The organism is Streptomyces sp. NRRL F-5650, from assembly GCF_000721365.1.
GTDB lineage: Bacteria > Actinomycetota > Actinomycetes > Streptomycetales > Streptomycetaceae > Streptomyces > Streptomyces ardesiacus.
The window spans coordinates 63,191-84,801 of sequence record NZ_JOGV01000047.1 but is presented as its reverse complement, the minus strand read 5'-3'; the positions used below and the strand labels follow the sequence as shown (position 1 = coordinate 84,801).

Here is a 21,611-nt window from a genome sequence, read left to right as displayed (position 1 = left end):
AATCGGTCGGCCACAGATGTGAACTCCGTTGACGCGCCAACCGCTGCGGGCGGACACCCCCCGACACGACCCCTTCGCGCCGTACGCGGCTGCCGGCCGCGTAGCTGCGGGCAGTCGTGCCGCTGGGGCGGCACGGGTGGGCGCAGCGGCACCCCGCCAGCGCCGGGCCGCGCTCTCCCCGCGCCCGCACCAGCGCCGGGCAACCCCGCAACGCCGGGCCGCGCGGCCCACCCCCCACCCACGCCGGACCACCCCCGTGGCCCACCCCGGTGGCGCAGCCACCCGCGCCGCTCCCAGCATGGGGCATGAGCGAACCACCCACCGGCGCCCCCCGGCAGGAGACCGAGCCGCCCTTCGAGGGCCCCCTGCACCTGCTGTCCCGCGCCGCCTGGCAGACCGTGCTGTTCACCGGGATCGCCTCGCTCGTCCTGGGCGTGCTGGTCCTGGTCTGGCCCGGCGCCTCGCTGCTCGCGGCCGGCGTGCTCTTCGGGCTCTACCTCGTCATCAGCGGCATCCTCCAACTCGCCGCCGCCTTCGGCACCCACCGCAGGACCTCGCTGCGGGTGCTCGCCTTCATCAGCGGGGCCGTGTCGATCCTGCTGGGCCTGTTCTGCTTCCGCGGCCCTCTGCAGTCGGTGCTGCTGCTCGCGCTGTGGATCGGGATCGGCTGGCTGTTCCGCGGCGTCACCCAGATCGTGGCCGCCGCGCACGACCCGGCGATGCCCGCACGCGGCTGGCACGTCTTCCTCGGCGTCGTCACCGTCGTGGCCGGCATCGTCCTGATCGACTCGCCGGTCGGGTCGGCCACCGTCCTCATGCTGGTCGGCGGCTGGTGGCTGGTCGTCGTCGGCGTCGTCGAGATCGTCACCTCCGTACGGCTGCGCGGGCGGGCGGAGCGGGTCCCGCACAGCCTGTGAACGGCGTCCCGTACGCCGAGCGGGCGGTTCTCGCCCCGGGCGCGGTGGACGGCGTACGCCGGGCGGGGAGACCAGTGCGGTGAGACCCGCACCGCACGCCGTCGCCGCCGTCCGCTCCGGACGTGCCGGCGCCTGTCTGCGGGTCCTGGTCCTCGTGCTCGTCCTCGTCGTGCCCGGCACCCACGTGACGGCCCAGGCCGCTCCGGTCGCACCGGTCGCCGGCGCGGGCGGCACCACCGGGGAGTACGACCACCTCGACACCGCCTTGCGGATTCCTGGCCGCAGCGGCCGGCACGTGGCCGTACCGCGGCCTGCCCGGCCGTCCTCCCTGACGGCCCGGCGCCGGACGCCCCTGCGCAGCGGTGCTCGTGGCGAGCGGGCCGCCGCCCTGCCCCGCGGTCCCCGATCCGTGGTCCTGCGCTGCTGACCGTGCCGGGCCGGCCACCGGCCCCCGCGCACACGGACATGCACGTGAAGCACCAGGAACGAGGAACCACCATGCCCAACGACCCGTACGCCGTCCTGCGCGCCCTCCTGCGCGCCGAGGCCGCCCGTCGCACCCCCGCATCCGGTACCGCCCCGCAGGCGCCCCGCGAACAGCGGCCGTCCCCGCGGGAGCGCGGACGCGGCTGACGCCCCGTCGCACGAGGGGGTGGCGGAGGTGGCCGGGCGCCTCTCCGCCGCCCCGGCGGGCGTCGATCCGGCGGGGGCTCCGGCGATTGGTCCCCTTTACGCGTCTTTTCCGGCGCCGCACTCCGGCGCCATGGCTGCGCCCGCAACGCCCGGGCCGGTAGGCTTTCCGTGTGATCTTCAAGCGCATCGGAAACGGCCGGCCGTACCCCGACCACGGCCGGGAAAGCACCCGGCAGTGGGCGGACGTCGCTCCGCGCCCGGTCCGCCTCGATCAGCTCGTGACGACCAAGGGTCAGCTCGACCTGGAGACGCTCCTGGCCGAGGACTCCACCTTCTACGGCGACCTCTTCGCACACGTCGTGAAGTGGCAGGGCGATCTGTACCTGGAGGACGGACTGCACCGGGCGGTGCGGGCCGCGCTGCAGCAGCGCCAGGTGCTGCACGCCCGCGTACTCGAACTCGACTGACCCCGCGCTTGACCCTTTCGGGTTGCCTTGCCACCCGACTGCGGAACGTCGACTGATCATCTAATAGGCATCGCCGCTCCCGAGCATTACGCTGCGCCCATGAGCATGCTGACTCCTCCCGGCATGGGTGGCCAGTACAAGATCACGGGGGACAAGTACCCGCGGATGCGCCCGGTCCGGCGGCGCGGCCGCGTCGTGTTCGCCGCCGTCGCCTGCGTCACCGTCCTCGGGGTGCTCGGCTGGGGCACGCTGCAGCTCATCGACGTCTTCACCGGCGGCGACAAGGCCTCGGCGGCCGGCGCCGCGGGCTGTGCCACCCCCGCGAAGGCGAGCCCCTCGCCGACTGCCCCGGCGCTGCCGAAGCCCGGTCAGGTCACCGTCAACGTGCTCAACGCGACCACCCGCAGCGGGCTGGCGCAGAAGACCGCCGACGAGCTGAAGAAGCGCGGCTTCCGCGTGGGCGAGGTGAGCAACGCGCCCGCGGAGTACGACAAGAAGGTCACCGGCACGGGCCTGCTGCTCGGCCCGGCCCCGTCCGTGAAGACGTCGCTCACGCTGCTCGGCACCCAGCTCCCCGGCGCCGAGCACCGCACCGACGCGGCCCGCAAGGGCGCCGACGTCGACCTGATCATCGGCGACGGGTTCAAGGGGCTGGCCAAGCCGGCGGACGCCGACGCGGCGCTGGCCGGACTGACCGCGCCCGAGCCGACGCCGACGGCTCGGAAGAAGAGCTGCTGAGCGGCTACTCGGCCGCTCCGTACATGCGGTCGCCCGCGTCGCCGAGGCCCGGGACGATGTAGCCCTGCTCGTTGAGCCGCTCGTCGACCGAGGCCGTCACGACCGTCACGGGGGTGCCCGCCAGCTCGCGCTCCATGAGCTCGACGCCCTCGGGCGCGGCCAGCAGCACCACCGCCGTCACGTCGTCGGCGCCGCGCTTGATCAGCTCCCGGATGGAGGCGACCAGGGTGCCGCCGGTGGCCAGCATGGGGTCCAGGACGTACACCTGGCGGCCGGACAGGTCGTCGGGCATCCGCGTGGCGTAGGTGGACGCCTGGAGCGTCTCCTCGTTGCGCACCATGCCGAGGAAGCCCACCTCGGCGGTCGGCAGCAGCCGGACCATGCCGTCGAGCATGCCGAGACCGGCCCGCAGGATCGGCACCACCAGCGGGCGCGGGTGGGAGAGCTTCACGCCGGTGGTCTTCGAGACCGGCGTGTGGATGTCGACCTGTTCGGTGCGCACGTCGCGCGTGGCCTCGTAGGCGAGCAGGGTGACCAGCTCGTCGGCGAGACGGCGGAAGGTCGCGGAGTCGGTGCGCTGGTCGCGCAGCGTGGTGAGCTTGTGGGCGACCAGGGGGTGGTCGACGACGTGGAGACGCATGCCCACCACAGTAACCGGGCCCCGTGGGAGCGGCGTCCCCGCGGCGGGGCAAGGCCCCGCGAGGCGGCTCCACCCGTTCGCGGGCGTCAAACCGCCCGGCCGGGGGAAGGTGGGAGGGACGGACGCTGGGTGGTGAGACTGTGCCTGACCGGGACTTCCACAACACGCCGTCCCCCGGAGCGGACCGGGGGACGGGACACGGGGCGGGGCCGAGCGCGCCGGAGCCGCAGCCGGACGGCGCCGGGGGCCCGCCGCGGGAACGCGAGGCCGAACGGCGTCGGCGCCGGGCCCAGTTCCTGCGCGACCTGGCGGAGGCCCGCCAGTTGCGGGACCGCGTGCAGCCGCGCCGCGCCAAGACCGCCCGGCTGCGGCACGCGATGCGCATGCGCACCTTCCGCTGGTAGCCGCGCGTCCCGGCGGGCGACTTCCTGAGCCGCCCGGGGAAGATCGCGCGCCGCGCCGACGTTGGTGGTGACGGACGTACGCGGGGACCGCGAGAATCCGCGTACGATCCGCACGTGGCGGCGACGAGAACGCTGCTGGACGGCGGCCCGGGCACGCATCTTCCGGAACGCCGGTCGAAACAGCCGGACACAGGGCGCGGAAGACGTCCCCTGACTGCCTTGTTTCTGCCACGATTCCGAGTGGGTGGGGCTCGAAGCACGGCTCCCCCGCCCGCAGCCTCCGCCGGGGGGACCCCCAACCGGCACGCCTAGGACCAGTGGGAGAGTCACGGTGTACTTCGCCGCACTGCTCGCGCGCACCGAAGACGGGTGGGAAGCGAGCGACACAGAGCTCGACGATGTGGAAACCCTGTCGGATCTTGCCGACCTGGCCCGGGAGGCCTCTCCCGACGAGGACACGGTGCTCGTGCTGATCGAGCAGGAGGACGCGTGGTTCGGGGTCGTCCGGGTGGACGGCGAGGAGGACCCGCGTATCTACGTCTCGGACGCCGCCGCGGCGGCCCGCAGCAGCTACGGCGAGATCCTCCTCACCGACGAACTGCTCGGCCGGGAACCCGGTGACGACGGCGACGTCCTCGACGCCCTCGACCTCGACGGCACGGAGGACGGCGAGTCCGACGACGACGAGGACGGCGGTGCAGGCTCCGACGCGGCCGCCGGCACCGGCGAGGCCGTGCCGCACGGACCGGTCGGCGACGCGGAGATCCTCGACGACCTCGGCATGAGCGAGAAGGAACTGCGCTCGATGACCGGGGACGCGGTCGGGGAGATCGCCGAGGCCCTCGGCGCCCTCGACGTGCTGGAGACCGTCCGCTGACCGCGCCGGACGGGCCGGACCCCGGCCAGGCACCGCCCGACCCGGTGCGCGACCCGTGGCGGGCCGCGATGCGGCTCGCCCTGGCCGAGGCCGGGCTGGCCCCGCGGGGCGGGGACGTGCCCGTCGGCGCCGTCGTCCTGGCGCCGGACGGGCACACGGTGCTGTCCGCGGGGCACAACGAACGCGAGGCCGGCGGGGACCCGACGGCCCACGCCGAGGTCCTGGCGATCCGGCGGGCCGCCGCGAAGACCGGCGAGTGGCGGCTGGTCGGCTGCACGCTCGTCGTCACCCTGGAACCGTGCACGATGTGCGCGGGCGCGCTGGTGCAGTCCCGCGTGGACCGCGTGGTCTACGGCGCCCGCGACGACAAGGCGGGCGCCGCCGGGTCCCTGTGGGACCTCGTGCGCGACCGGCGCCTCAACCACCGTCCCGAGGTGATCGGGGGGGTGCTCGAGGACGACTGCGCCCGGCTGCTCACGGACTTCTTCCGCGACCGCTGACCCCGGGCCGGACGGGTGTTCGTCGGCCGCGATACCGATTTCAGAGCATGCCGCCCCGTGCTGTAAGGTCTCTCTCGGTAGCGTGTCCGAGCGGCCGAAGGAGCTCGCCTCGAAAGCGAGTGTGGCGCAAGTCACCGAGGGTTCAAATCCCTCCGCTACCGCTTGGGAAGGGCCCCGTCGAAAGACGGGGCCCTTCGTGCGATCATGAGCGACCGAGACGTGGGTCGAAAGGACAGGGGAGGCCGCGGTGGCGGTGAACTCGAAGAAGATCGCCGTCTATGTGGTCGTGGTCTTCGTGCTGTACGTGATCATCACGGATCCGGCCAAGGCAGCCGACTACGTGCAGATAGGTTTCCAGGGCATCTCCGACGCGGCGGGCGCCGTGGGCGACTTCATGACCTGGGCCGCCAACGGAGGAAAGTGATGATCCGCCACCTTGTGCTGTTCAAGCTGAACGACGGCGTCGAGCGCGACGACCCGCGCGTCGTCGAGGGCGTCGAGGCCTTCCGGGCGCTCGGCGGCCAGATCGGCGAACTCCGCTTCTGGGAGTGCGCCTGGAACATCAGCGACCGGCCCATCGCCTACGACTTCGCCGTCAACTCGGCCGTGGACGACGCCGACGCGCTCAAGCGCTACCTCGAACACCCGGCGCACCAGGCGGGCGTCGCACTGTGGCGGGAGTTCGCCACCTGGGTGATCGCCGACTACGAGTTCTAGTACGACCGCGGGCCCGCAGGGCGCCGCGGACCCGTGTTCGGCCCCGCACCGGCCCGGTGCGGGGCCGTTCTGCGTTCACTCAACACGAGGTTGTGCGGTGCTTGCACACAGTGGACATGTCTTGTGATGCTATGACCGCTTTTGACGGATGAGTTACGGAAGAATTGACAGATCACGAGGTGGAGTTGACCGTGCCGGCCAGTACTGCGCCTCAAGCACCGCCCGCACCCCCCTCCCAGACCCAGGAGACACCCGCGCCGCAGCGCAGCCGGGGCGCCGACACCCGGGCCCTGACGCAGGTGCTGTTCGGCGAGCTGAAGGACCTCACCCCGGGCACGCCGGAGCACGACCGGGTGCGCGCGGCGCTCATCGAGGCCAACCTCCCACTGGTGCGCTACGCCGCCGCCCGCTTCCGCTCCCGCAACGAGCCGATGGAGGACGTCGTCCAGGTCGGCACGATCGGGCTCATCAACGCCATCGACCGCTTCGACCCGGAGCGCGGCGTGCAGTTCCCGACGTTCGCGATGCCGACCGTCGTCGGCGAGATCAAGCGGTACTTCCGCGACAACGTGCGCACGGTGCACGTGCCGCGCCGGCTGCACGAGCTGTGGGTGCAGGTCAACAGCGCCACCGAGGACCTGACGACCGCCTTCGGGCGCTCCCCGACCACCGCCGAGATCGCCGAGCGGCTGCGCATCACCGAGGACGAGGTGCTGTCCTGCATCGAGGCGGGGCGGTCGTACCACGCCACCTCGCTGGAGGCCGCCCAGGAGGGCGACGGGCTGCCCGGCCTGCTGGACCGGCTCGGCTACGAGGACCCGGCGCTCGACGGGGTCGAGCACCGCGACCTGGTGCGCCACCTGCTCGTCCAACTCCCCGAGCGGGAACAGCGGATCCTGCTGCTGCGCTACTACAGCAACCTCACCCAGTCCCAGATCAGTGCGGAACTCGGCGTCTCCCAGATGCACGTCTCCCGGCTGCTGGCCCGCAGTTTCCAGCGACTGAGGTCGGCGAACCGGATCGACGCGTAGGCTCGGCAGGGGCCTCGCACGGGGTCGAATGCACGAGCGAGTCGTCACCGGCGAGAGCGAATCGCCCGCCGGGGCCGTTGTGGACGGAATCGGGCTGAAAGCCCATCAGACCCCCTGTTTCCAGGGGGTCTTCGCGTCTCGGATGTCGACATGTCACTACAGCGCGTTGCCGACATGTGACATTCTGCCGGAGACGCGTTTGCCGGAGCTTCGGCTCCGGTATTCAGGTGAAGGCTGCGTTCCCGGCGTGGGAGCGCGTGCCCCGACCGTCCCGCGACCCAAAGGGGGTGGCATGTCCGCAGAACAGGGCAGCTCGAAGGTGCTCGCGCTCGCGGAGAGCGAGACCGCGCCCGACTCGATCGAGGCGCTCGGCGCCGTCGAGACCGTCGGCCCCATCGACACCGTCGGCTCCGCCGGTCCCGCCGACGGCGACCGGGCCGGCGAGGCCGTGCCGGACCTCGACGCCGTGCCGGCCCAGACGCTTCCGGTCACGGAGGCCATCGACACCCGCACCCTGTCCCGTTCCCTGTTCCTGCGGCTCGCCGCCCTCGACGAGGACAGCCCCGAGCGTGCCTACGTCCGGGACACCCTGATCGAGCTCAACCTCCCCCTGGTGCGCTACGCCGCGGCGCGCTTCCGCTCCCGCAACGAGCCGATGGAGGACATCGTCCAGGTCGGCACCATCGGGCTGATCAAGGCGATCGACCGCTTCGACTGCGAGCGGGGGGTCGAGTTCCCGACCTTCGCCATGCCGACCGTCGTCGGCGAGATCAAGCGGTTCTTCCGCGACACCTCGTGGTCGGTGCGCGTCCCGCGCCGCCTCCAGGAACTGCGCCTGGCGCTGACCAAGGCCAGCGACGAGCTGTCCCAGAAGCTGGACCGCTCCCCGACGGTCGCCGAGCTGGCCGCCGTGCTGGGCGTGTCCGAGGAGGACGTGGTCGACGGTCTGGCCGTGGGCAACGCCTACACCGCCTCCTCGCTGGACTCCCCGGCCCCGGAGGACGACGGCGGCGAGGGCTCCCTGGCGGACCGCCTGGGCTACGAGGACACGGCGCTGGAGGGCGTGGAGTACCGCGAGTCCCTCAAGCCACTGCTGGCCAAGCTGCCGCCCCGGGAGCGGCGGATCATCATGCTGCGCTTCTTCGCCAACATGACCCAGTCGCAGATCGGCGAGGAGGTCGGCATCTCGCAGATGCACGTCTCCCGGCTGCTCACCCGGACCCTGTCGCAGTTGCGCGAGGGCCTGATCTCCGACTGAGACGGCGGCGCGGGAGCGCCCGTACGACGGCACGGCGGCCGCCGTGGCACCTCGGGGGTGCCGCGGCGGCCGCCGTCCGCAGGTCTGCCGCCGGCCGCGCAGGACCGGGGCGGTGCTAGCCGAGCGCCAGCCAGGCCACCGCCGCGACGACGATCACGGCGGCCAGGACGCCGACGATCAGGCCGACGCGGGGCCCGGAGGAGGAGGCGGGGGCAGCCTGCCGGCTCTGCGGGGCGTCGTCGACGAACGCGCGGAACATCTGGGTGCTGCCTGCGGGGTCGTTATTGCCCTGGGGGCCCTGGGTGTTAGCCATGGGCCGAGACACTAGCGAATCCGCCGGTGCCGCCCAAGTGCGGGGCCCGCGAGCCCTCTTGGGCCGGCCCACCCCTTACCACCTGCGCATTTACTTTCGCAATACTTGCCTTTGCCAATTTTTTGTGCCAGACCCCCCGTTTTTGTTTGCCTGTAGCAACTAACGAACCCTATGGTTGCCCTAAGCAACGAATCGGGAGGTGCGCATGGCCGGAAAGGCGCAGTACGAGGAGCTGATCCGCCAGTTCAGCGCCTTCGGTGCCGTGAAGCGGGAGATGGGGCGGCTGCTGCCGTCAGACTGCCCCGGCGGGTCCTTCGCCGTACTGACGCTGCTCGGCCGGCACGGGGACATGCGCATGAGCAAGCTCGCGGAACTGCTCGCCGTGGACATGTCGGTCACCAGCCGGCACGTCGCCCACGCCGCCGAGCGCGGCTGGATCGAGCGCTTCCCCGACCCCGCCGACAAGCGCTCGCGCATCCTGCGCCTGACGCCCGCGGGGCAGGAGCAGCTCGACGAGATCGCCGAGCGGAGCACCCAACTGCTCTCCCACCGCCTGAGCGACTGGTCCGACGACGAGGTCGGTCAGCTCTCCCGGCTCATGGCCCGCCTCAGGGCCAGCTTCGACGACTGCCGGGTCCCCGCCGCCCGGCCTCCCGCACTGTCCGGGGACGACACGTCCACCCGTACACCCGCGATCACCATTAAGTAAAGGAAGTCCATGGCAACGACCACACCAGCCGGTGTGCGGGCTCATGCCAAGCACGGGGGAGGCTCCAACGGAGACGCTCCGATGACGCACCGGCAGATCATGGAGGCATTGTCCGGGCTGCTGCTCGGCATGTTCTGCGCGATCCTGTCCTCGACCATCGTCACCAACGCACTGCCCGAGATCATCGGGGACCTCGGTGGCGGCCAGAGCGCCTACACCTGGGTCGTCACCGCCTCGCTGCTGACGATGACCGCGTCCACCCCCCTGTGGGGCAAGCTCGCGGACCTGTTCAGCAAGAAGGCCCTGGTCCAAATAGCCCTGCTCGTCTTCGTCGTCGGCTCCGTCGTGGCCGGTCTGGCGCAGAACCCCGCGATGCTGATCACCGCGCGGGCCATCCAGGGCATGGGCGCCGGCGGTCTGTCCGCCCTGGCGCAGATCATCATGGCCGCGATGATCGCCCCGCGTGAGCGCGGGCGCTACTCCGGCTACATCGGCGCCACCTTCGCCGTCGCCACCGTCGGCGGTCCGCTGCTCGGCGGCGTCATCACCGACACGAGCTGGCTCGGCTGGCGCTGGTGCCTCTACGTCGGCGTGCCCTTCGCGATCCTCGCGCTGATCGTGCTGCAGAAGACGCTGCACCTGCCCGTGGTCAAGCGGAAGGTCAAGGTCGACTGGGCCGGCGCCTTCTTCATCACCGCGGCCGTCTGCCTGCTGCTCATCTGGGTGACCTTCGCCGACGACAAGTACTCCTGGATGTCGTGGCAGACCGGCGTCATGGTCGGCGGCGCGATCGTGCTGACGCTGATCTTCCTCCTCGTCGAGTCGAAGGCCAGCGAGCCGATCATCCCGCTGCGCCTGTTCAAGAACCGCACCATCACCCTGGCCTCGCTGGCCTCGCTGTTCGTCGGTATCGCGATGTTCGCGGGCACCGTCTACTTCAGCCAGTACTTCCAACTGGCCCGGGACAAGTCCCCGACCATGTCGGGCGTCATGACGATCCCGATGATCGGTGGTCTGTTCATCTCGTCCACGGTCTCCGGCATCATCATCACCAAGACCGGCAAGTGGAAGAGCTGGCTGCTCACCGGCGGTGTGCTGCTGACCGCGGGCCTGGGCCTGCTCAGCACCATGCGCTACGACACCCCGTACTGGCACATCGGCGTCTTCATGGCCCTGATGGGTCTCGGCGTCGGCATGATGATGCAGAACCTGGTGCTCTGCACGCAGAACCAGGTGGAGCCGAGCGACCTGGGCTCCGCGTCCTCCACCGTGACCTTCTTCCGTTCCCTCGGCGGCGCGGTGGGCGTCTCGGTGCTCGGCTCGATCATGTCGTCCCGGATCAGCCACTACGCCACCGACACCATCGGGCAGCTCAAGCCCGAGGACCAGCTCGCGGCCGGCAAGGCCCTGGGCTCCGGGCAGATCCCCGACATGGACCTGCTCCCCGCCCCCATCCGCACCTGGCTGGAGAGCGCCTACGGGCACGGCATCGCCGACATCTTCCTGTACGTCGCGCCGATCGCCCTGCTCGGCTTCCTGGTGACGCTCTTCATCAAGGAGGTCCCGCTGCGCACCAAGGGCGCCCTGGCCCAGGCCGCGGAGTCGTCGGCCGAGGCCGCCCCGCCGGTGGCGGGCACCCCCGCCGAGGCCGTCCGCGTCGCCGGCGAGCCGGCCCCGGCCGGTGCGACGGCCGCCGTGGCCGCCACGCCCTCCGCGGCCCCGGACAGCTCGGCCGTCTCGGACACCGCGGCCGCCCCGGCGGTCACGCAGCGGACGGCCGCCGTCGCCACGGCGACCGGCTCCGGTGAACCGCAGGCGCCCGTCTCCGGCGGCATCGCCGTCCGCGGATTCGTCCGCGGCGCCGAGTCCGCGCCGGTCCCGCAGGCCGCCGTCACGCTGATCTCCCTGGCCGGCCGCCAGCTCGGCCGGTCCGTCGCCCAGGCCGACGGCTCCTACGCCGTCGACGCGCCGAGCGCCGGGTCGTACGTGCTGATCGCCTCCGCCGACGGGTTCCAGCCGCAGGCCTCCACCATCGTCGTCAACGACGAGCCGGTCGCCTACGACATCCTGCTCAGCGGCACCAGCGGGCTCACCGGCCTGGTGAAGGCCGAGGAGAGCGGACAGCCGGTCAAGGACGCCATGGTGATCGTGACCGACGTGCGCGGTGACCTGCTGGCCAGCGCCACCACCGGCGAGGCGGGCGAGTTCGCCTTCACCGAGCTGGTGCCGGGCACGGTGACAGTCGCGGTCAACGCGGCCGGCTACCGGCCCCGTGCACTGCCGCTCGAGGTGGGCGGCACCGGCGTCACCCGCGTCGAGGTCGACCTCCAGGCCGGCGCCCAGCTCCAGGGCGTCGTGCGGGCACCGCACGGTCCGCTGGCGGACGCCCGGGTCACCCTGGTCGACGCGGCGGGCAACGTGATCGGCACGGCCACCACCGGGGCGGACGGGGCGTACGCCTTCACCGACCTGGACTCCGGTGAGTACACGGTCATCGCGACCGGCTACCCGCCGGTGGCCACCGCCCTGACGGTCACCGGCCCCGGTGCCGACGGCCACGACATCGAGCTCGCCCACCCCGGCGAGTAGCAGGCCCCGGCCCGTGGTGGCGTGCGCGCTCTGAGCGGAGGTGCGCCCGCCCCCACGGGCCGGTTTTTTACGACCACTTTCTGAGCCTTTGCAGGGAGAAAACGGGATGGGACTGACCGCGAGGATCCGAACGCGGGACGGATGGGCCGTGTCGCACGCGGTCGTCACGGTGACCGACATGACCGGTGTGCAGGTGCTGCGCGCCGAGGCGGACACCGAGGGCGCCGTGCGGGACACCACCGCGCTGACGCCGGGGGCGTACACCGTGATCGTCACCGCGGTCGGCTACGCGCCCGCCGCCTCCAGCGCGATCGTCACCGCGAGCGGCCGGGCCGAGGTCGGCACGGTGACGCTGTCCCGCCAGGGCGGCACGGAACTGCCGCCGCCGGGACCGTGGACGGTCGACCCGGCGCACTCCAGCGTCGCCGCCGTCGCCCAGCACCTGGGCATCTCCAGCGTGCGCGGGCGCTTCACCGACTTCGCCGCCACCGTCGAGATCGCGCCGGACGACGTGACCAAGTCCCGGGTGGAGGCGGTGATCAAGGCGGCCTCCATCGACACGGGCAACGGCATGCGCGACACCCACCTGCGCTCGGCGGACTTCCTGGACGTGGAGCGCTTCCCGGAGATCACCTACCGCTCCACGGGCGTGAGCGAGGCCGGGCCCGACCGCTGGACCGTCCACGGCGAGCTGGGCCTGCACGGGGTCGTGCGCGAGGTCGACCTGGACCTGGCCTACCTCGGCACCGGCGCCGACCCCTGGGGCGGCACCCGGGCGGCCTTCCGGGCGACGACGGAACTGCACCGCGAGGACTTCGCCATGAACTACAACCAGGTCGTCCAGGCCGGCATCGCCGCCATCGGCACCACGCTCAGGGTCGAGCTGGACGTCCAGGCGGTCCAGGGGGAGTCACTTCCGGCCGTGTGAGGCACCGCCGGACGCCCGGGCCACCACCTGGGCGCACAGGTCGCGGAGCTTGACGTTCCGGTCCTGTGAGACCCGGCGCAGCCGCTCCAGGGCCCGGTGGGCGTCGATGCGCTCCCGGGCCATGAGCATGCCGACCGCCTGGTCTATGACGCTGCGGGAGAGCAGGGCGGTGCGCACGTCGGCCGCCGAGGCCCGCTCCCGCTCGATGCGCAGGGCCTCGTTCACGGCGTCCGCGGTCCGCTCCGCGAAGGCACCGGCCGGCTCCAGCCCCTGGGCCAGGGAGTCGGGCTCGACGCCGTAGAGATTGAGCGCGGCGCCCGCCTCGCCCTCGACGGCCAGCGGCAGCGCCAGCACACAGCGCACCCCGGTGGCCAGCGCGTACCGCGTGTACGCGGGCCAGCGGGTCTCGGCGGCCAGGTCGGCCGAGTACTGGGCGCTGCCCGACTCGGCGGCGTCCACGCAGGGTCCCGAACCGTTCTCGTACTGGCGCAGGTCCAGGCCGCCGGGCAGGCCGGTGCTGCCCGCCAGCGTCATCAGCCGGTCGGCGCGGCGCACCGTGACCGAGCAGGCGTCGGCGCCGGGCACCTGCTCGACCGCCCGGTCCGTCAGGTCGCGCAGCAGGGTGTCCAGCCCCCGGCTGCGCGCGAGGGCGTGGTCGAGCGTCTCCGTACCCGGGTCCGTGTCCGTGGTCTGCTGGGTCATGACCGTACGGATGTCCCGTCACCGCTCGGTCACACCTCGTCCACCGGCCGCGGAGTTGGCGTCGACGATGCGACGGGCCAGGTCGCGGAGTTTCACGTTCTCGCGCTGGGAGGCCTTCACCAGCGACTCGAAGGCACCGGCCGCGTCGATGTCCAGACGCTCCATCAGGATGCCGGTGGCCTGGCCGATCAGGTCCCGGGTGCGCATCGCCTCGGTGAGCTGCTCGCGCACGGTCGCCGAGTCCAGGGCGAGGGAGACGTGCGCGGTGAACAGCCGGCCGATGCGGGTGGCCGTCTCGTCGAACGCCTGCGGCTTGCGGGCGTACGCCGTCAGCACGGTCAGCCGGCGCCGGTCGGCGCGCAGCCGCAGGGAGAGCGCCGAGCGCAGGCCGAGCCCGGACAGGGCGTTGCCGCCGCCGTCGGCCTCGCTGTCGTCCGTGCGCACCACGGGCGTCGTCCACAGGCGCTCCCAGTCGGGGTGCGGGACGTGGCCGCCGTGGCCGCCCTGGCGGGGCTCGGCGGCGAACCGTATGGTCTCGTCGGTCCAGGCCAGGGTGCGCAGCCGGCCGCCGCGCTGGATCTCCGAGATGCCCGCGTACTCGGCGTCGGGCAGCAGGCGTACGGCCAGTTCGACGGCGGTGTGCAGGGTGTCGCCGGGCGTGGCCGTCCCGTGCAGGTCCCGGGCCGCGGCTGTCAGGGCGTCGGCCAGCTCGAAGCCCACCGGAAAACGCGGCAAATCAGAAAATTCGGACGCAGCCACCACGAACCTCTTCGGCATGCGCGGCCTCACGGCCGTGCGCAGGAGAGCTCCGCAGCACATTCCCGACTGCGAGCACAGGACGAACAGCAACTTTAGCTGCTTGGTTGCGTGCCGGTGACGCTCGGTCGACGGTCCGCGCGTGCGGGCTGCCTCCCGCGCGTGCGGGCGGCCTTCCGCGCCTGCGCGCCTTTCGCGCCGCCGCGCCGCGTGATGGAATGGGGACGGGTCAGGAAGCGGCCCGGCCGGAAGCCCGACGGACGTCTGTCAGGTGAGTGCTGTGACCTTCCACCCCCAGTCCTGCGAACCGTGCGAGCCGTGTGATCCACCCGGCTGCGCCGTGCTCGCCCTCCCCAGCGAGATCGACTTCTGCAACGCCGCGGGGCTGCTGCCCCTGATCATGACCGCCGTGGAGCAGCGCTCCGACGGGCTGCGCCTGCTCGTGCTGGACCTGTCCGCGACCCGTTTCATGGACTCCCAGGGCGTCCGCCTCCTCGCCGCCGTACGCCGCGGGCTGCCCGACCGCGTCCTGCTGCGCGTGGTGGCCGCCCCGAAGGGCGTGGCGAGCCGCGTCCTCGAACTCTCCGGCCTGCGCCGCGACGTACCGGTCCACGACAGCCTCGCGGAGGCGCTGGGCGCGGGGAGCGGGACCGCGGGGCCGTACGGCGGGGCGGCGGGTGACGGCACCGCGGCCTAGGCTGACGGCATGGCACCGAACATCGCGACGAACACCCGTGTCTCCCTGGACGAGTTGCTGGACTTCGTGCGCCCCCGGCACCGGGCGGTCCTGCTGACCCGGCGGGCCGACGGCAGCCCGCAGGCGTCGCCGCTGACCTGCGGGGTCGACGACTCGGGGCGGATCGTCGTCTCGACCTACCCCGAGCGGGCCAAGACCCGCAACGCGCGCCGCGACCCGCGGGTCGCGCTCGTCGTGCTCAGCGACGAGTGGAACGGCCCCTGGGTCCAGATCGACGGCACCGCGGAGGTCATCGACGCCCCGGAGTCCGTGGAGCCGCTGGTGGAGTACTTCCGCAACATCTCCGGCGAGCACCCCGACTGGGACGAGTACCGGCGGGCCATGGTGGAGCAGGGCAAGTCCCTCATCCGAGTGAGGCCCGAACGGTGGGGTCCGGTGGCGACCGGCGGCTTCCCGGCGCGGCTGGCGGCGAACGGCTGAGGTCGCCCGCCGGGCACGGGGCCTGCGGCGGGCGCGGGGCCTGCGGCGGGCGCGGGGCCTGCGGCGGGCGCGAGGCCAGGACGGACGCGAGGCCAGGACAGGCCCGGGGCCTGCGGCAGGCGCGGGGACGGTGGCAGGCGCGGGGACGGTGGCAGGCGCGGGGACGGTGGCAGGCGCGGGGACGGTGGCGGGTCAGCCCTGCCGGACCATCGCCTCGATGCCCGCGACGAGGAGGTCGAGGGCGAACTCGAAGTCCCGGTCCAGCATCTCCGCGACGGTGTCGCCGCCCCGGGCCGCCATGATGCCCTGGGCGTCCTCGATGACGCCCGCGTTGTCCGGCATCTCGGTCGCGGCGGTCATCGAGTCCCGGAAGTACTCGTCCGGACTCAGTCCCGTGTCCTCCACGCGCGCGAGGAAACGGCCCTCGATGGTGCCGTAGCCGTAGACGAACTGGAAGACGGCGGCGATGGCGCCGGTCAGGCGGTGGGCGGGCAGCCCGCTGCGGCGCACGACGTTCTGCACCGACCGGGAGAAGGCCAGCGCGTGCGGCCCGATGTTGAGGTAGGTGCCGACCAGCCGCGACGACCAGGGGTGGCGCACCAGCAGCGCCCGGTTCTCCCGGGCCAGGGCGCGCAGCTCCTCGCGCCAGTCGAGACCGGCGTCCGGGTCGGGGTGGCGCAGCTCGCCGAAGACGGCGTCCAGGGCGAGTTCGAGCAGCTCGTCCTTGGTGTCGACGTACCAGTAGACGGACATCGCGGTGACGTTCAGCTCGGCGGCCAGGCGGCGCATGGAGAACCCGGACAGGCCCTCGGCGTCCAGCAGCCGGACGGTGGCCCCGGTGATCCGGTCCCGGTCGAGCCCGGACGGCTGCCCCCCGCGCCGTCCGCTGCGGCGTCCCTCCCCGTTCAGCCACACACTGGCCCGGGGCCCCTGCCGCCCTGCCTTCGCCATGGGCACCTCTCCTCGATCCGTTGCGCGCCGGCCGGCGCAGCGCCCCGCGGGGACGCGGGACCGCATCATTGTGCGGCTCCGCCGGGCGACCCGAGCCCTCAGGCGCTCACAACCCCCGAGTCTGCCCGCTCTGCCCTCCGCAGCAACACCGCGGCCACCACGCCGCCCAGCAGGACCGCGACGGCCCCCACCAACTGGCTGCTCTCCGCGCCGGAGGAGAACGCGTCGAGGACCCGCCCCCGCTCCCCCTCCCCGTGCGCCGCGGCCAGCGCCGCCGGCAACGACGTCGCCGCGACCGGCGCCAGCGCAGCGAACCGGGAGTTCAGCACCGCCCCGAGGACGGCCACCCCCAGCCCGTTGCCGAACTCGGCCAGCGTGCCGTTGACGCCCGCGCCGACTCCGGCCCTGGCCGGCGGGATGGCGCTCATCAGGGCGTGGGCCAGGGCCGGGTTGCCCAGTGCGCACCCCACGCCGATCAGCAGCAGCCCCACCAGCGTGCCGGCGTAGCCCGTCCCGGTCAGCGTGGCGACGGACACCAGGCCCGCCGACATCAGCACCATGCTCAGCAGCACCGCCACCGGCGTGCCCAGCCGGGCCAGCCACTTCGCCGCCACGCCGGAGAAGTTCAGCAGCACCACCGTCAGGGCCAGCGGCGCGGTCCGCAGCCCGGCCTCCAGCGGGCCGTACCCGAGCACGAACTGCAGGTGCTGGGTGAGCAGGAACAGCGCGCCGCCCATGCCGAAGCTGATCAGCACCAGTCCGGCCACCGCCCCGGTGAAGCGCCGGTTCCGGAAGAAGCCGAGGTCGAGCATCGGGTACGGCACGCGGCTCTCCCAGAGGGCGAAGAGCGTGAGCACCGTCACCGCGACGGCGGCCGTGGCCAGGACCCGGCCCGAGGTCCAGCCGTGCCCGGGGCCGGAGATGATCGCGTAGACCAGTGCCGCCATGCCGATCGTGGAGAGCACGGCACCGAGCAGGTCGGGCCGGTCGCCCTGCCGGTTCTTCGACTCCGGGACCAGGGTCACGACCGCGACCAGACCGAGGGCGACCACCGGCAGGTTGATCAGGAAGATCGCCCCCCACCAGAAGTGGTCGAGGACGAAGCCGCCGATCAGGGGACCGCAGGCGAAGCCGAGCGCGCTGACCGCGCTCCAGATGCCGATCGCCCTGGCGTGCTCGGCCGGCGCGAAGATCTGCACGACCACGGCGAGCGTGGTGGTCAGCAGCAGGGCGCCGCCGACGCCCATACCGGCCCGTGCCGCGATCAACTGGCCGGTGCTGTCGGCGAGTCCGGCCGCCAGCGAGCCGAGTCCGAACAGCGCGAGTCCGGCGGCCAGCATCTTCTTGCGGCCGTACCGGTCGGCCGCGCTGCCCGCGGTGAGCAGCAGGCCGGACTGGACGAGCGAGTAGGCGTTGATCATCCACTGAATGTCGGAGGTGGCCGCGCCCAGTTCGTCGGTGAGGGAGGGGATGGCCACGTTCAGCACGGTGTTGTCCAGGACCACCGTGAGCTGGGCGAGGCTGATGACGCCGAGGATCAGCCAGCGCTGCGGGTGGCCCTGGGCCGGGGGGACGGTCTCCCGTTCCCCGGCGGATTCCTGGGGTGATGTCGTCATGTTGTACAGCGTATAGGGCTGCCCTGTACGCTGTACAACACGAAGTCGGCAGTAGTCGTCAGTCACTCCGTCGGGTTCATCTGGTTCATCTGGTTCATCTGGTTCGTCGGGGAGGTGAGGTCGTAGAAAGTGGCCGAGCCGACCGTGACCTCCTTGAAGTTGGCCTCGACCCACAAGGTGATCTGCGAGGAGGTGCCGGAGCCGCCGCCCATGCCGCCGCCCGTGCCACCGGCGATGAAGTAGTGGATCCTGCCGTCCGCCACGTACTTCTTGAACTGCGCCAGGGTCGGGGACGGGTCGGTGCCGTTGAAGCCGCCGACGGCCATCACCGGGTCGCCGGTGCCGAGCTGGTAGCTCGCGGCGTTCTGGGAACCCACCGCCGCGGCGACCCAGGTGTAGGAGTCGGCGTCGGCCTCCAGCAGTTTCTTCGCCTCGGAGCCGACCTCGGCGCCGTTGAGCAGGCCGCCCATCCCGCCGCCCGCGCCCATCCGGCCGCCTTCACCGTTCGGACCGCCGGTCGGCCCGTTCTGGCCGTTCTGGCCGTTCTGGCCGTTGGGCATCTGGCCGTTGGACCCCTGGCCGTTCTGGTTCGCGCCGCCCCCCGGAGCGGTGCCGCCGCCGGGGAAGCCGCCGCCACCGGGGCCGCCCTGGTTCTGCCCCGGCCCCTGCCCCGGCGCGGCCCCGCCGCCCGGGAAACCGCCGCCACCGGGACCGCCGCCCCGGCCGCCGGGACCGCCGCCCCGCATGCTCGCGCCGGACGAACCGGCCGTGACGATGGAGCCGCTGTGCCCCTCCCGCACGGTGCTCAGCGTGTACGCGGCGGGCGCCGCCAGCGACGCCGCCAGGCCGAGGCCCGCCGCCGCGAGGGCGGTCCGCCGTCCCAGCCGGCCGGCGAAGACGAGCCCGAGCGCGGCGACCAGGCCGCCGACCAGGACCGTCACCCTCAGCCAGGGCAGGTAGTCGGGCGTGCGGTCGAGCAGGACGTACCCCCAGGCTGCGCTCGCCGTGACGGCGGCGGCCAGCGCGAGGGACGCCCAGACCCGCTCGCGCCGCTCCCACAGCGTCGCCGCGCCCATGCCGACGACCGCCGCCAGGTACGGGGCGAGGGCGACCGTGTAGTACTGGTGGAAGATGCCGGCCATGTAGCTGAAGACGACCGTGGTCATCAGCAGGGAGCCGCCCCAGACCAGGAGGGACGCGCGCGCGGTGTCGGTGCGGCCGGCGCGGCGCGTGGCGACGAGGCCCGCGACGAGCAGGATCAGGGCGGCCGGGAGCAGCCAGGAGATCTGGCCGCCGATCTCCGAGTTGAACATCCGGTCCCAGCCGGTCTCGCCCCACTGTCCCCCGCCCCCGCCGCCGGGACCACCGCCGCCGCCGACGCTGCCGGTCTCGTCGCCGCTCAGCCGGCCGAGGCCGTTGTAGCCGAAGGTCAGCTCCAGGAAGCTGTTGTTCTGCGAGCCGCCGACGTACGGCCGCGACGACGCCGGCCACAGCTCCACGACCGCGACCCACCAGCCGCCGGAGACGACGATCGCGGCGGTCGCCAGCGCGAGCTGCCCGAGGCGCTTCCTAAGCCGCACCGGCGCGCAGACGCCGTACACGAGGGCGAGCGCGGGCAGGATCAGGAAGGCCTGGAGGGTCTTCGCCAGGAACGCGAAGCCGATCGCGACGCCCGCCCACACCAGCCACTTGGTCCGCCCGTCCTCCAGCGCCCGTACGACGAGGTAGCAGGCGAGGGACATCAGCAGGGCCAGGAGCGCGTCCGGGTTGTTGAAGCGGAACATCAGCGCGGCGACGGGCGTGAGCGCGAGCACCCCGCCCGCGATCAGCCCGGCCGCGGGGCTGAACCGGCGGCGCACGGCCGCGTACACGACGGCGACCGTGCCCACCCCCATCAGCACCTCGGGGACGAGAATCGACCAGGACGAGAGGCCGAAGACCCGCACCGCCAGGGCCATCGGCCACAGCGCGGCCGGGGGCTTGTCGACGGTGATGGCGTTGCCGGCGTCGAGGGAGCCGAAGAAGAACGCCTTCCAGGACTGGCTGCCCGCCTGCACGGCCGCCGAGTAGAAGGAGTTGGCCCAGCCGGAGGCGCTGAGGTTGTACAGGTAGAGCAGGGCGGTGGCCAGCAGGAGGGCGAGGAGGGCGGGGCGCACCCAGCGCGGGTCCTCGGGGCGCCCGCGCCACAGCCGGGCGGGGCGGGACGGCCGGGGCCGGTGACGGGCGGGCGGCGCCCCGGCCGGCGGGCCCCCCTCCTCCTCGGCGGGGGTGTGCACGGCCGGGTCGTAGTGCGTCGTCATCGGACGTCCCTCGGGTCGGTGTCGGCGGGGCGCACCGGCTGGAGCCGCACGGTGGCGTCGCTCCGGGTCCGGTACGGGTCCACGGGACCGGATACCGGCAGTTGCGGTTCCGGAAGGCGGCGGCCCGGCAGGGGGGCCGGGGGCTCGGCGTCCGGGAAGACCCAGGCGCGGAAGAGCAGGAAGCGCAGCACGGTGGCCGCGAGGTTGGCGGCGATCAGCACCGCCAGCTCGGTGGAGTGGTCCGGGTCGGCCGTCGCCGCGCCCAGGGCGGCCAGTGACCCGCTGGTCAGCGCGAGGCCGATGCCGAAGACGACCAGTCCCTGCGCCTGGTGCCGCACCGCCCCGCCCCGGCCCCGCACCCCGAACGTCAGCCGCCGGTTGGCGGCGGTGTTGGCGACCGCGGAGACCAGCAGGGCGAGCGCGTTGGCGAGCTGGGAGCCGGCGAAGTGGCGGAAGCCGCTGTAGAGCAGGAGGTAGAAGAGGGTGGACAGGGCGCCGACGACGCAGAAGCCGACGAGCTGCCGGGCCAGTCCCTGCGGCACGCCGGACAGGTCGCGGTCGCGCGGGTCGTCGCCGAAGGGGCGGGTCAGCCGGTCCAGCGGCAGCGAACCGGTGGCCAGGGCCCTGCCGACCCGCCACACGCCCTTGAGGTCGTCGGCCGCCGTCCGGACGATGTGCACGGTGGAGTCCGGATCGTCGACCCAGTCGACCGGCACCTCGTGGATGCGGCACCCGGCGCGTTCGGCGAGCACCAGCATCTCCGTGTCGAAGAACCAGCCGGTGTCCTCCACCAGCGGCAGCAGCACCTGGGCCACGTCCCGGCGGATCGCCTTGAAGCCGCACTGGGCGTCGGAGAAGCGGGCCTGGAGGGAGCCGCGCAGGATGAGGTTGTAGGTGCGGGAGATGAACTCCCGCTTGGCGCCGCGCACCACCCGCGAGCTGCGGGCGAGCCGGGAGCCGATCGCGAGGTCCGAGTGGCCGGAGATCAGCGGCGCCACCAGAGGCAGCAGCGCGTTCAGGTCGGTGGAGAGGTCGACGTCCATGTAGGCGAGGACGGGGGCCTCCGAGGCCGACCAGACGGTCCGCAGCGCCCGGCCGCGCCCCTTCTGCTCCAGCCGGACGGACCTGACCGCCGCGAGGTCCGCCGCCAGGCCGGCCGCGACGCGCGGGGTGGCGTCCGTGGAGGCGTTGTCGGCGACCGTGATGCGGAAGGCGTAGGGGAACGTCCGGGTGAGGTGCTCGTGCAGTCGGCGCACGCACGGTCCGAGGTCCTTCTCCTCGTTGTAGACGGGGACCACTACGTCCAGGACAGGCGTACCGGCTCCTGCGGCCGGGAGGTGCTCCCGCGCCGGCAGGGAGCCGGGAGAAGAGTCGGTTCGCATGGGACC

25 protein-coding genes and 1 tRNA gene are annotated in these 21,611 nt (G+C 72.9%); 18 read left to right on the top strand and 8 right to left on the bottom strand.

Annotated elements, in window-relative coordinates:
- Window positions 1-305: 305 nt before the first annotated feature.
- From IG88_RS0131410 to IG88_RS0131390, 5 genes are all read left to right on the top strand, one after another.
- Window positions 306-917 (top strand): HdeD family acid-resistance protein, encoded by a 612-nt coding sequence (locus IG88_RS0131410; protein WP_031048628.1) that lies wholly within the window; start codon window positions 306-308, stop codon window positions 915-917.
- Window positions 918-996: 79 nt separating this feature from the next.
- Window positions 997-1,344, top strand: a complete 348-nt coding sequence (locus tag IG88_RS39280; RefSeq protein ID WP_051852136.1) for a hypothetical protein — start codon at window positions 997-999, stop codon at window positions 1,342-1,344.
- 71 nt (window positions 1,345-1,415) lie between these two features.
- The gene (locus IG88_RS45015) at window positions 1,416-1,550 is read left to right on the top strand and encodes a hypothetical protein (RefSeq protein WP_267884676.1); all 135 of its coding nucleotides are present in this window, start codon (window positions 1,416-1,418) and stop codon (window positions 1,548-1,550) included.
- Window positions 1,551-1,720: 170 nt separating this feature from the next.
- Entirely contained in the window at window positions 1,721-2,017 is a 297-nt protein-coding gene (locus IG88_RS0131395) for a type II toxin-antitoxin system VapB family antitoxin (protein ID WP_003999914.1), read from the top strand.
- Window positions 2,018-2,140: 123 nt separating this feature from the next.
- The gene (locus IG88_RS0131390) at window positions 2,141-2,755 is read left to right on the top strand and encodes a LytR C-terminal domain-containing protein (RefSeq protein ID WP_031048623.1); all 615 of its coding nucleotides are present in this window, start codon (window positions 2,141-2,143) and stop codon (window positions 2,753-2,755) included.
- Window positions 2,756-2,759: 4 nt separating this feature from the next.
- On the opposite strand, the gene upp is transcribed toward IG88_RS0131390, so the two are convergent.
- Entirely contained in the window at window positions 2,760-3,395 is a 636-nt protein-coding gene (gene upp / locus IG88_RS0131385; RefSeq protein ID WP_030405186.1) for a uracil phosphoribosyltransferase, read from the bottom strand.
- Window positions 3,396-3,535: 140 nt separating this feature from the next.
- Here upp and IG88_RS43900 point away from each other — a divergent pair, with 140 nt between their 5' ends.
- The 8 genes from IG88_RS43900 to IG88_RS0131345 all read left to right on the top strand — a co-directional run bounded on the left by IG88_RS43900 (window position 3,536) and on the right by IG88_RS0131345 (window position 8,182).
- Window positions 3,536-3,799 carry a hypothetical protein gene (locus IG88_RS43900; RefSeq protein WP_031048620.1) on the top strand — a complete coding sequence of 88 codons (264 nt, stop codon included), beginning with the start codon at window positions 3,536-3,538 and terminating at the stop codon, window positions 3,797-3,799.
- A 331-nt stretch (window positions 3,800-4,130) separates the two neighbouring features.
- Complete coding sequence (locus IG88_RS0131375; protein ID WP_031048619.1) at window positions 4,131-4,676, top strand: hypothetical protein; 546 nt, start codon at window positions 4,131-4,133, stop codon at window positions 4,674-4,676.
- Window positions 4,677-4,744: 68 nt separating this feature from the next.
- Window positions 4,745-5,176 (top strand): tRNA adenosine(34) deaminase TadA, encoded by a 432-nt coding sequence (tadA, locus tag IG88_RS0131370; protein WP_031048617.1) that lies wholly within the window; start codon window positions 4,745-4,747, stop codon window positions 5,174-5,176.
- 76 nt (window positions 5,177-5,252) lie between these two features.
- Window positions 5,253-5,337: transfer RNA gene (locus IG88_RS0131365), tRNA-Ser, on the top strand.
- Between the two features lie 86 nt (window positions 5,338-5,423).
- Window positions 5,424-5,600: a hypothetical protein gene (locus IG88_RS42930; protein ID WP_030403190.1), complete on the top strand. Its 177-nt coding sequence runs from the start codon at window positions 5,424-5,426 to the stop codon at window positions 5,598-5,600.
- Window positions 5,600-5,893 carry a Dabb family protein gene (locus IG88_RS0131355; RefSeq protein WP_031048614.1) on the top strand — a complete coding sequence of 98 codons (294 nt, stop codon included), beginning with the start codon at window positions 5,600-5,602 and terminating at the stop codon, window positions 5,891-5,893. The genes IG88_RS42930 and IG88_RS0131355 overlap by 1 nt, the downstream gene beginning before the upstream one ends.
- Window positions 5,894-6,084: 191 nt before the next feature.
- A complete protein-coding gene (locus IG88_RS0131350) occupies window positions 6,085-6,924 on the top strand; it encodes an RNA polymerase sigma factor SigF (RefSeq protein WP_031048612.1) in 840 nt (279 codons plus the stop codon).
- Between the two features lie 292 nt (window positions 6,925-7,216).
- Window positions 7,217-8,182, top strand: a complete 966-nt coding sequence (locus tag IG88_RS0131345; protein ID WP_031048609.1) for an RNA polymerase sigma factor SigF — start codon at window positions 7,217-7,219, stop codon at window positions 8,180-8,182.
- Between the two features lie 115 nt (window positions 8,183-8,297).
- Here IG88_RS0131345 and IG88_RS0131340 read toward each other — a convergent pair whose 3' ends face one another.
- A complete protein-coding gene (locus tag IG88_RS0131340; RefSeq protein WP_031048607.1) occupies window positions 8,298-8,495 on the bottom strand; it encodes a hypothetical protein in 198 nt (65 codons plus the stop codon).
- Window positions 8,496-8,700: 205 nt separating this feature from the next.
- Here IG88_RS0131340 and IG88_RS0131335 point away from each other — a divergent pair, with 205 nt between their 5' ends.
- The 3 genes from IG88_RS0131335 (at window position 8,701) to IG88_RS0131325 (ending at window position 12,721) form a co-directional block, all read left to right on the top strand.
- A complete protein-coding gene (locus tag IG88_RS0131335) occupies window positions 8,701-9,204 on the top strand; it encodes a MarR family winged helix-turn-helix transcriptional regulator (RefSeq protein ID WP_031048604.1) in 504 nt (167 codons plus the stop codon).
- A gap of 9 nt (window positions 9,205-9,213) precedes the next feature.
- Window positions 9,214-11,793: an MFS transporter gene (locus IG88_RS0131330; protein ID WP_078861668.1), complete on the top strand. Its 2,580-nt coding sequence runs from the start codon at window positions 9,214-9,216 to the stop codon at window positions 11,791-11,793.
- Between the two features lie 106 nt (window positions 11,794-11,899).
- Window positions 11,900-12,721: a YceI family protein gene (locus IG88_RS0131325; protein WP_030403183.1), complete on the top strand. Its 822-nt coding sequence runs from the start codon at window positions 11,900-11,902 to the stop codon at window positions 12,719-12,721.
- On the opposite strand, the gene IG88_RS0131320 is transcribed toward IG88_RS0131325, so the two are convergent.
- Both IG88_RS0131320 and IG88_RS0131315 read right to left on the bottom strand, forming a co-directional pair.
- Window positions 12,704-13,423: a GAF and ANTAR domain-containing protein gene (locus IG88_RS0131320; RefSeq protein ID WP_031048598.1), complete on the bottom strand. Its 720-nt coding sequence runs from the start codon at window positions 13,421-13,423 to the stop codon at window positions 12,704-12,706. The two genes, IG88_RS0131325 and IG88_RS0131320, sit on opposite strands and share 18 nt — an antisense overlap.
- Window positions 13,424-13,441: 18 nt before the next feature.
- Window positions 13,442-14,200, bottom strand: coding sequence for an ANTAR domain-containing protein (locus tag IG88_RS0131315; RefSeq protein ID WP_037837096.1), 759 nt, complete (start codon window positions 14,198-14,200; stop codon window positions 13,442-13,444).
- A gap of 259 nt (window positions 14,201-14,459) precedes the next feature.
- Between IG88_RS0131315 and IG88_RS0131310 the strand changes: the two genes are divergently transcribed.
- Window positions 14,460-14,876, top strand: a complete 417-nt coding sequence (locus IG88_RS0131310; RefSeq protein WP_031048595.1) for an STAS domain-containing protein — start codon at window positions 14,460-14,462, stop codon at window positions 14,874-14,876.
- 9 nt (window positions 14,877-14,885) lie between these two features.
- Window positions 14,886-15,356: a PPOX class F420-dependent oxidoreductase gene (locus IG88_RS0131305; RefSeq protein WP_031048593.1), complete on the top strand. Its 471-nt coding sequence runs from the start codon at window positions 14,886-14,888 to the stop codon at window positions 15,354-15,356.
- Window positions 15,357-15,548: 192 nt separating this feature from the next.
- Here IG88_RS0131305 and IG88_RS0131300 read toward each other — a convergent pair whose 3' ends face one another.
- From IG88_RS0131300 to IG88_RS0131285, 4 genes are all read right to left on the bottom strand, one after another.
- The gene (locus IG88_RS0131300) at window positions 15,549-16,307 is read right to left on the bottom strand and encodes a TetR/AcrR family transcriptional regulator (RefSeq protein WP_031048591.1); all 759 of its coding nucleotides are present in this window, start codon (window positions 16,305-16,307) and stop codon (window positions 15,549-15,551) included.
- A gap of 98 nt (window positions 16,308-16,405) precedes the next feature.
- Entirely contained in the window at window positions 16,406-17,923 is a 1,518-nt protein-coding gene (locus tag IG88_RS0131295) for an MFS transporter (protein WP_031048588.1), read from the bottom strand.
- A gap of 62 nt (window positions 17,924-17,985) precedes the next feature.
- Window positions 17,986-20,223 carry a glycosyltransferase family 39 protein gene (locus IG88_RS0131290; protein WP_051852135.1) on the bottom strand — a complete coding sequence of 746 codons (2,238 nt, stop codon included), beginning with the start codon at window positions 20,221-20,223 and terminating at the stop codon, window positions 17,986-17,988.
- Window positions 20,220-21,605 (bottom strand): bifunctional glycosyltransferase family 2/GtrA family protein, encoded by a 1,386-nt coding sequence (locus IG88_RS0131285; protein WP_031048583.1) that lies wholly within the window; start codon window positions 21,603-21,605, stop codon window positions 20,220-20,222. Before IG88_RS0131285 ends, IG88_RS0131290 begins: the two co-directional genes overlap by 4 nt.
- Between the last annotated feature and the right edge of the window lie 6 nt (window positions 21,606-21,611).

Bases quoted from the DNA above. Each gene is read 5' to 3' on its own strand.
- IG88_RS0131410 (WP_031048628.1), top strand. From the start codon at position 306: ATGAGCGAACCACCCACCGGCGCCCCCCGGCAGGAGACCGAGCCGCCC.
- IG88_RS45015 (WP_267884676.1), top strand. From the start codon at position 1,416: ATGCCCAACGACCCGTACGCCGTCCTGCGCGCCCTCCTGCGCGCCGAG.
- IG88_RS0131390 (WP_031048623.1), top strand. From the start codon at position 2,141: ATGGGTGGCCAGTACAAGATCACGGGGGACAAGTACCCGCGGATGCGC.
- upp (WP_030405186.1), bottom strand. From the start codon at position 3,395: ATGCGTCTCCACGTCGTCGACCACCCCCTGGTCGCCCACAAGCTCACC.
- tadA (WP_031048617.1), top strand. From the start codon at position 4,745: ATGCGGCTCGCCCTGGCCGAGGCCGGGCTGGCCCCGCGGGGCGGGGAC.
- IG88_RS0131355 (WP_031048614.1), top strand. From the start codon at position 5,600: ATGATCCGCCACCTTGTGCTGTTCAAGCTGAACGACGGCGTCGAGCGC.
- IG88_RS0131345 (WP_031048609.1), top strand. From the start codon at position 7,217: ATGTCCGCAGAACAGGGCAGCTCGAAGGTGCTCGCGCTCGCGGAGAGC.
- IG88_RS0131340 (WP_031048607.1), bottom strand. From the start codon at position 8,495: ATGGCTAACACCCAGGGCCCCCAGGGCAATAACGACCCCGCAGGCAGC.
- IG88_RS0131335 (WP_031048604.1), top strand. From the start codon at position 8,701: ATGGCCGGAAAGGCGCAGTACGAGGAGCTGATCCGCCAGTTCAGCGCC.
- IG88_RS0131330 (WP_078861668.1), top strand. From the start codon at position 9,214: ATGGCAACGACCACACCAGCCGGTGTGCGGGCTCATGCCAAGCACGGG.
- IG88_RS0131325 (WP_030403183.1), top strand. From the start codon at position 11,900: ATGGGACTGACCGCGAGGATCCGAACGCGGGACGGATGGGCCGTGTCG.
- IG88_RS0131320 (WP_031048598.1), bottom strand. From the start codon at position 13,423: ATGACCCAGCAGACCACGGACACGGACCCGGGTACGGAGACGCTCGAC.
- IG88_RS0131315 (WP_037837096.1), bottom strand. From the start codon at position 14,200: ATGCCGAAGAGGTTCGTGGTGGCTGCGTCCGAATTTTCTGATTTGCCG.
- IG88_RS0131305 (WP_031048593.1), top strand. From the start codon at position 14,886: ATGGCACCGAACATCGCGACGAACACCCGTGTCTCCCTGGACGAGTTG.
- IG88_RS0131300 (WP_031048591.1), bottom strand. From the start codon at position 16,307: ATGGCGAAGGCAGGGCGGCAGGGGCCCCGGGCCAGTGTGTGGCTGAAC.
- IG88_RS0131295 (WP_031048588.1), bottom strand. From the start codon at position 17,923: ATGACGACATCACCCCAGGAATCCGCCGGGGAACGGGAGACCGTCCCC.
- IG88_RS0131290 (WP_051852135.1), bottom strand. From the start codon at position 20,223: ATGACGACGCACTACGACCCGGCCGTGCACACCCCCGCCGAGGAGGAG.
- IG88_RS0131285 (WP_031048583.1), bottom strand. From the start codon at position 21,605: ATGCGAACCGACTCTTCTCCCGGCTCCCTGCCGGCGCGGGAGCACCTC.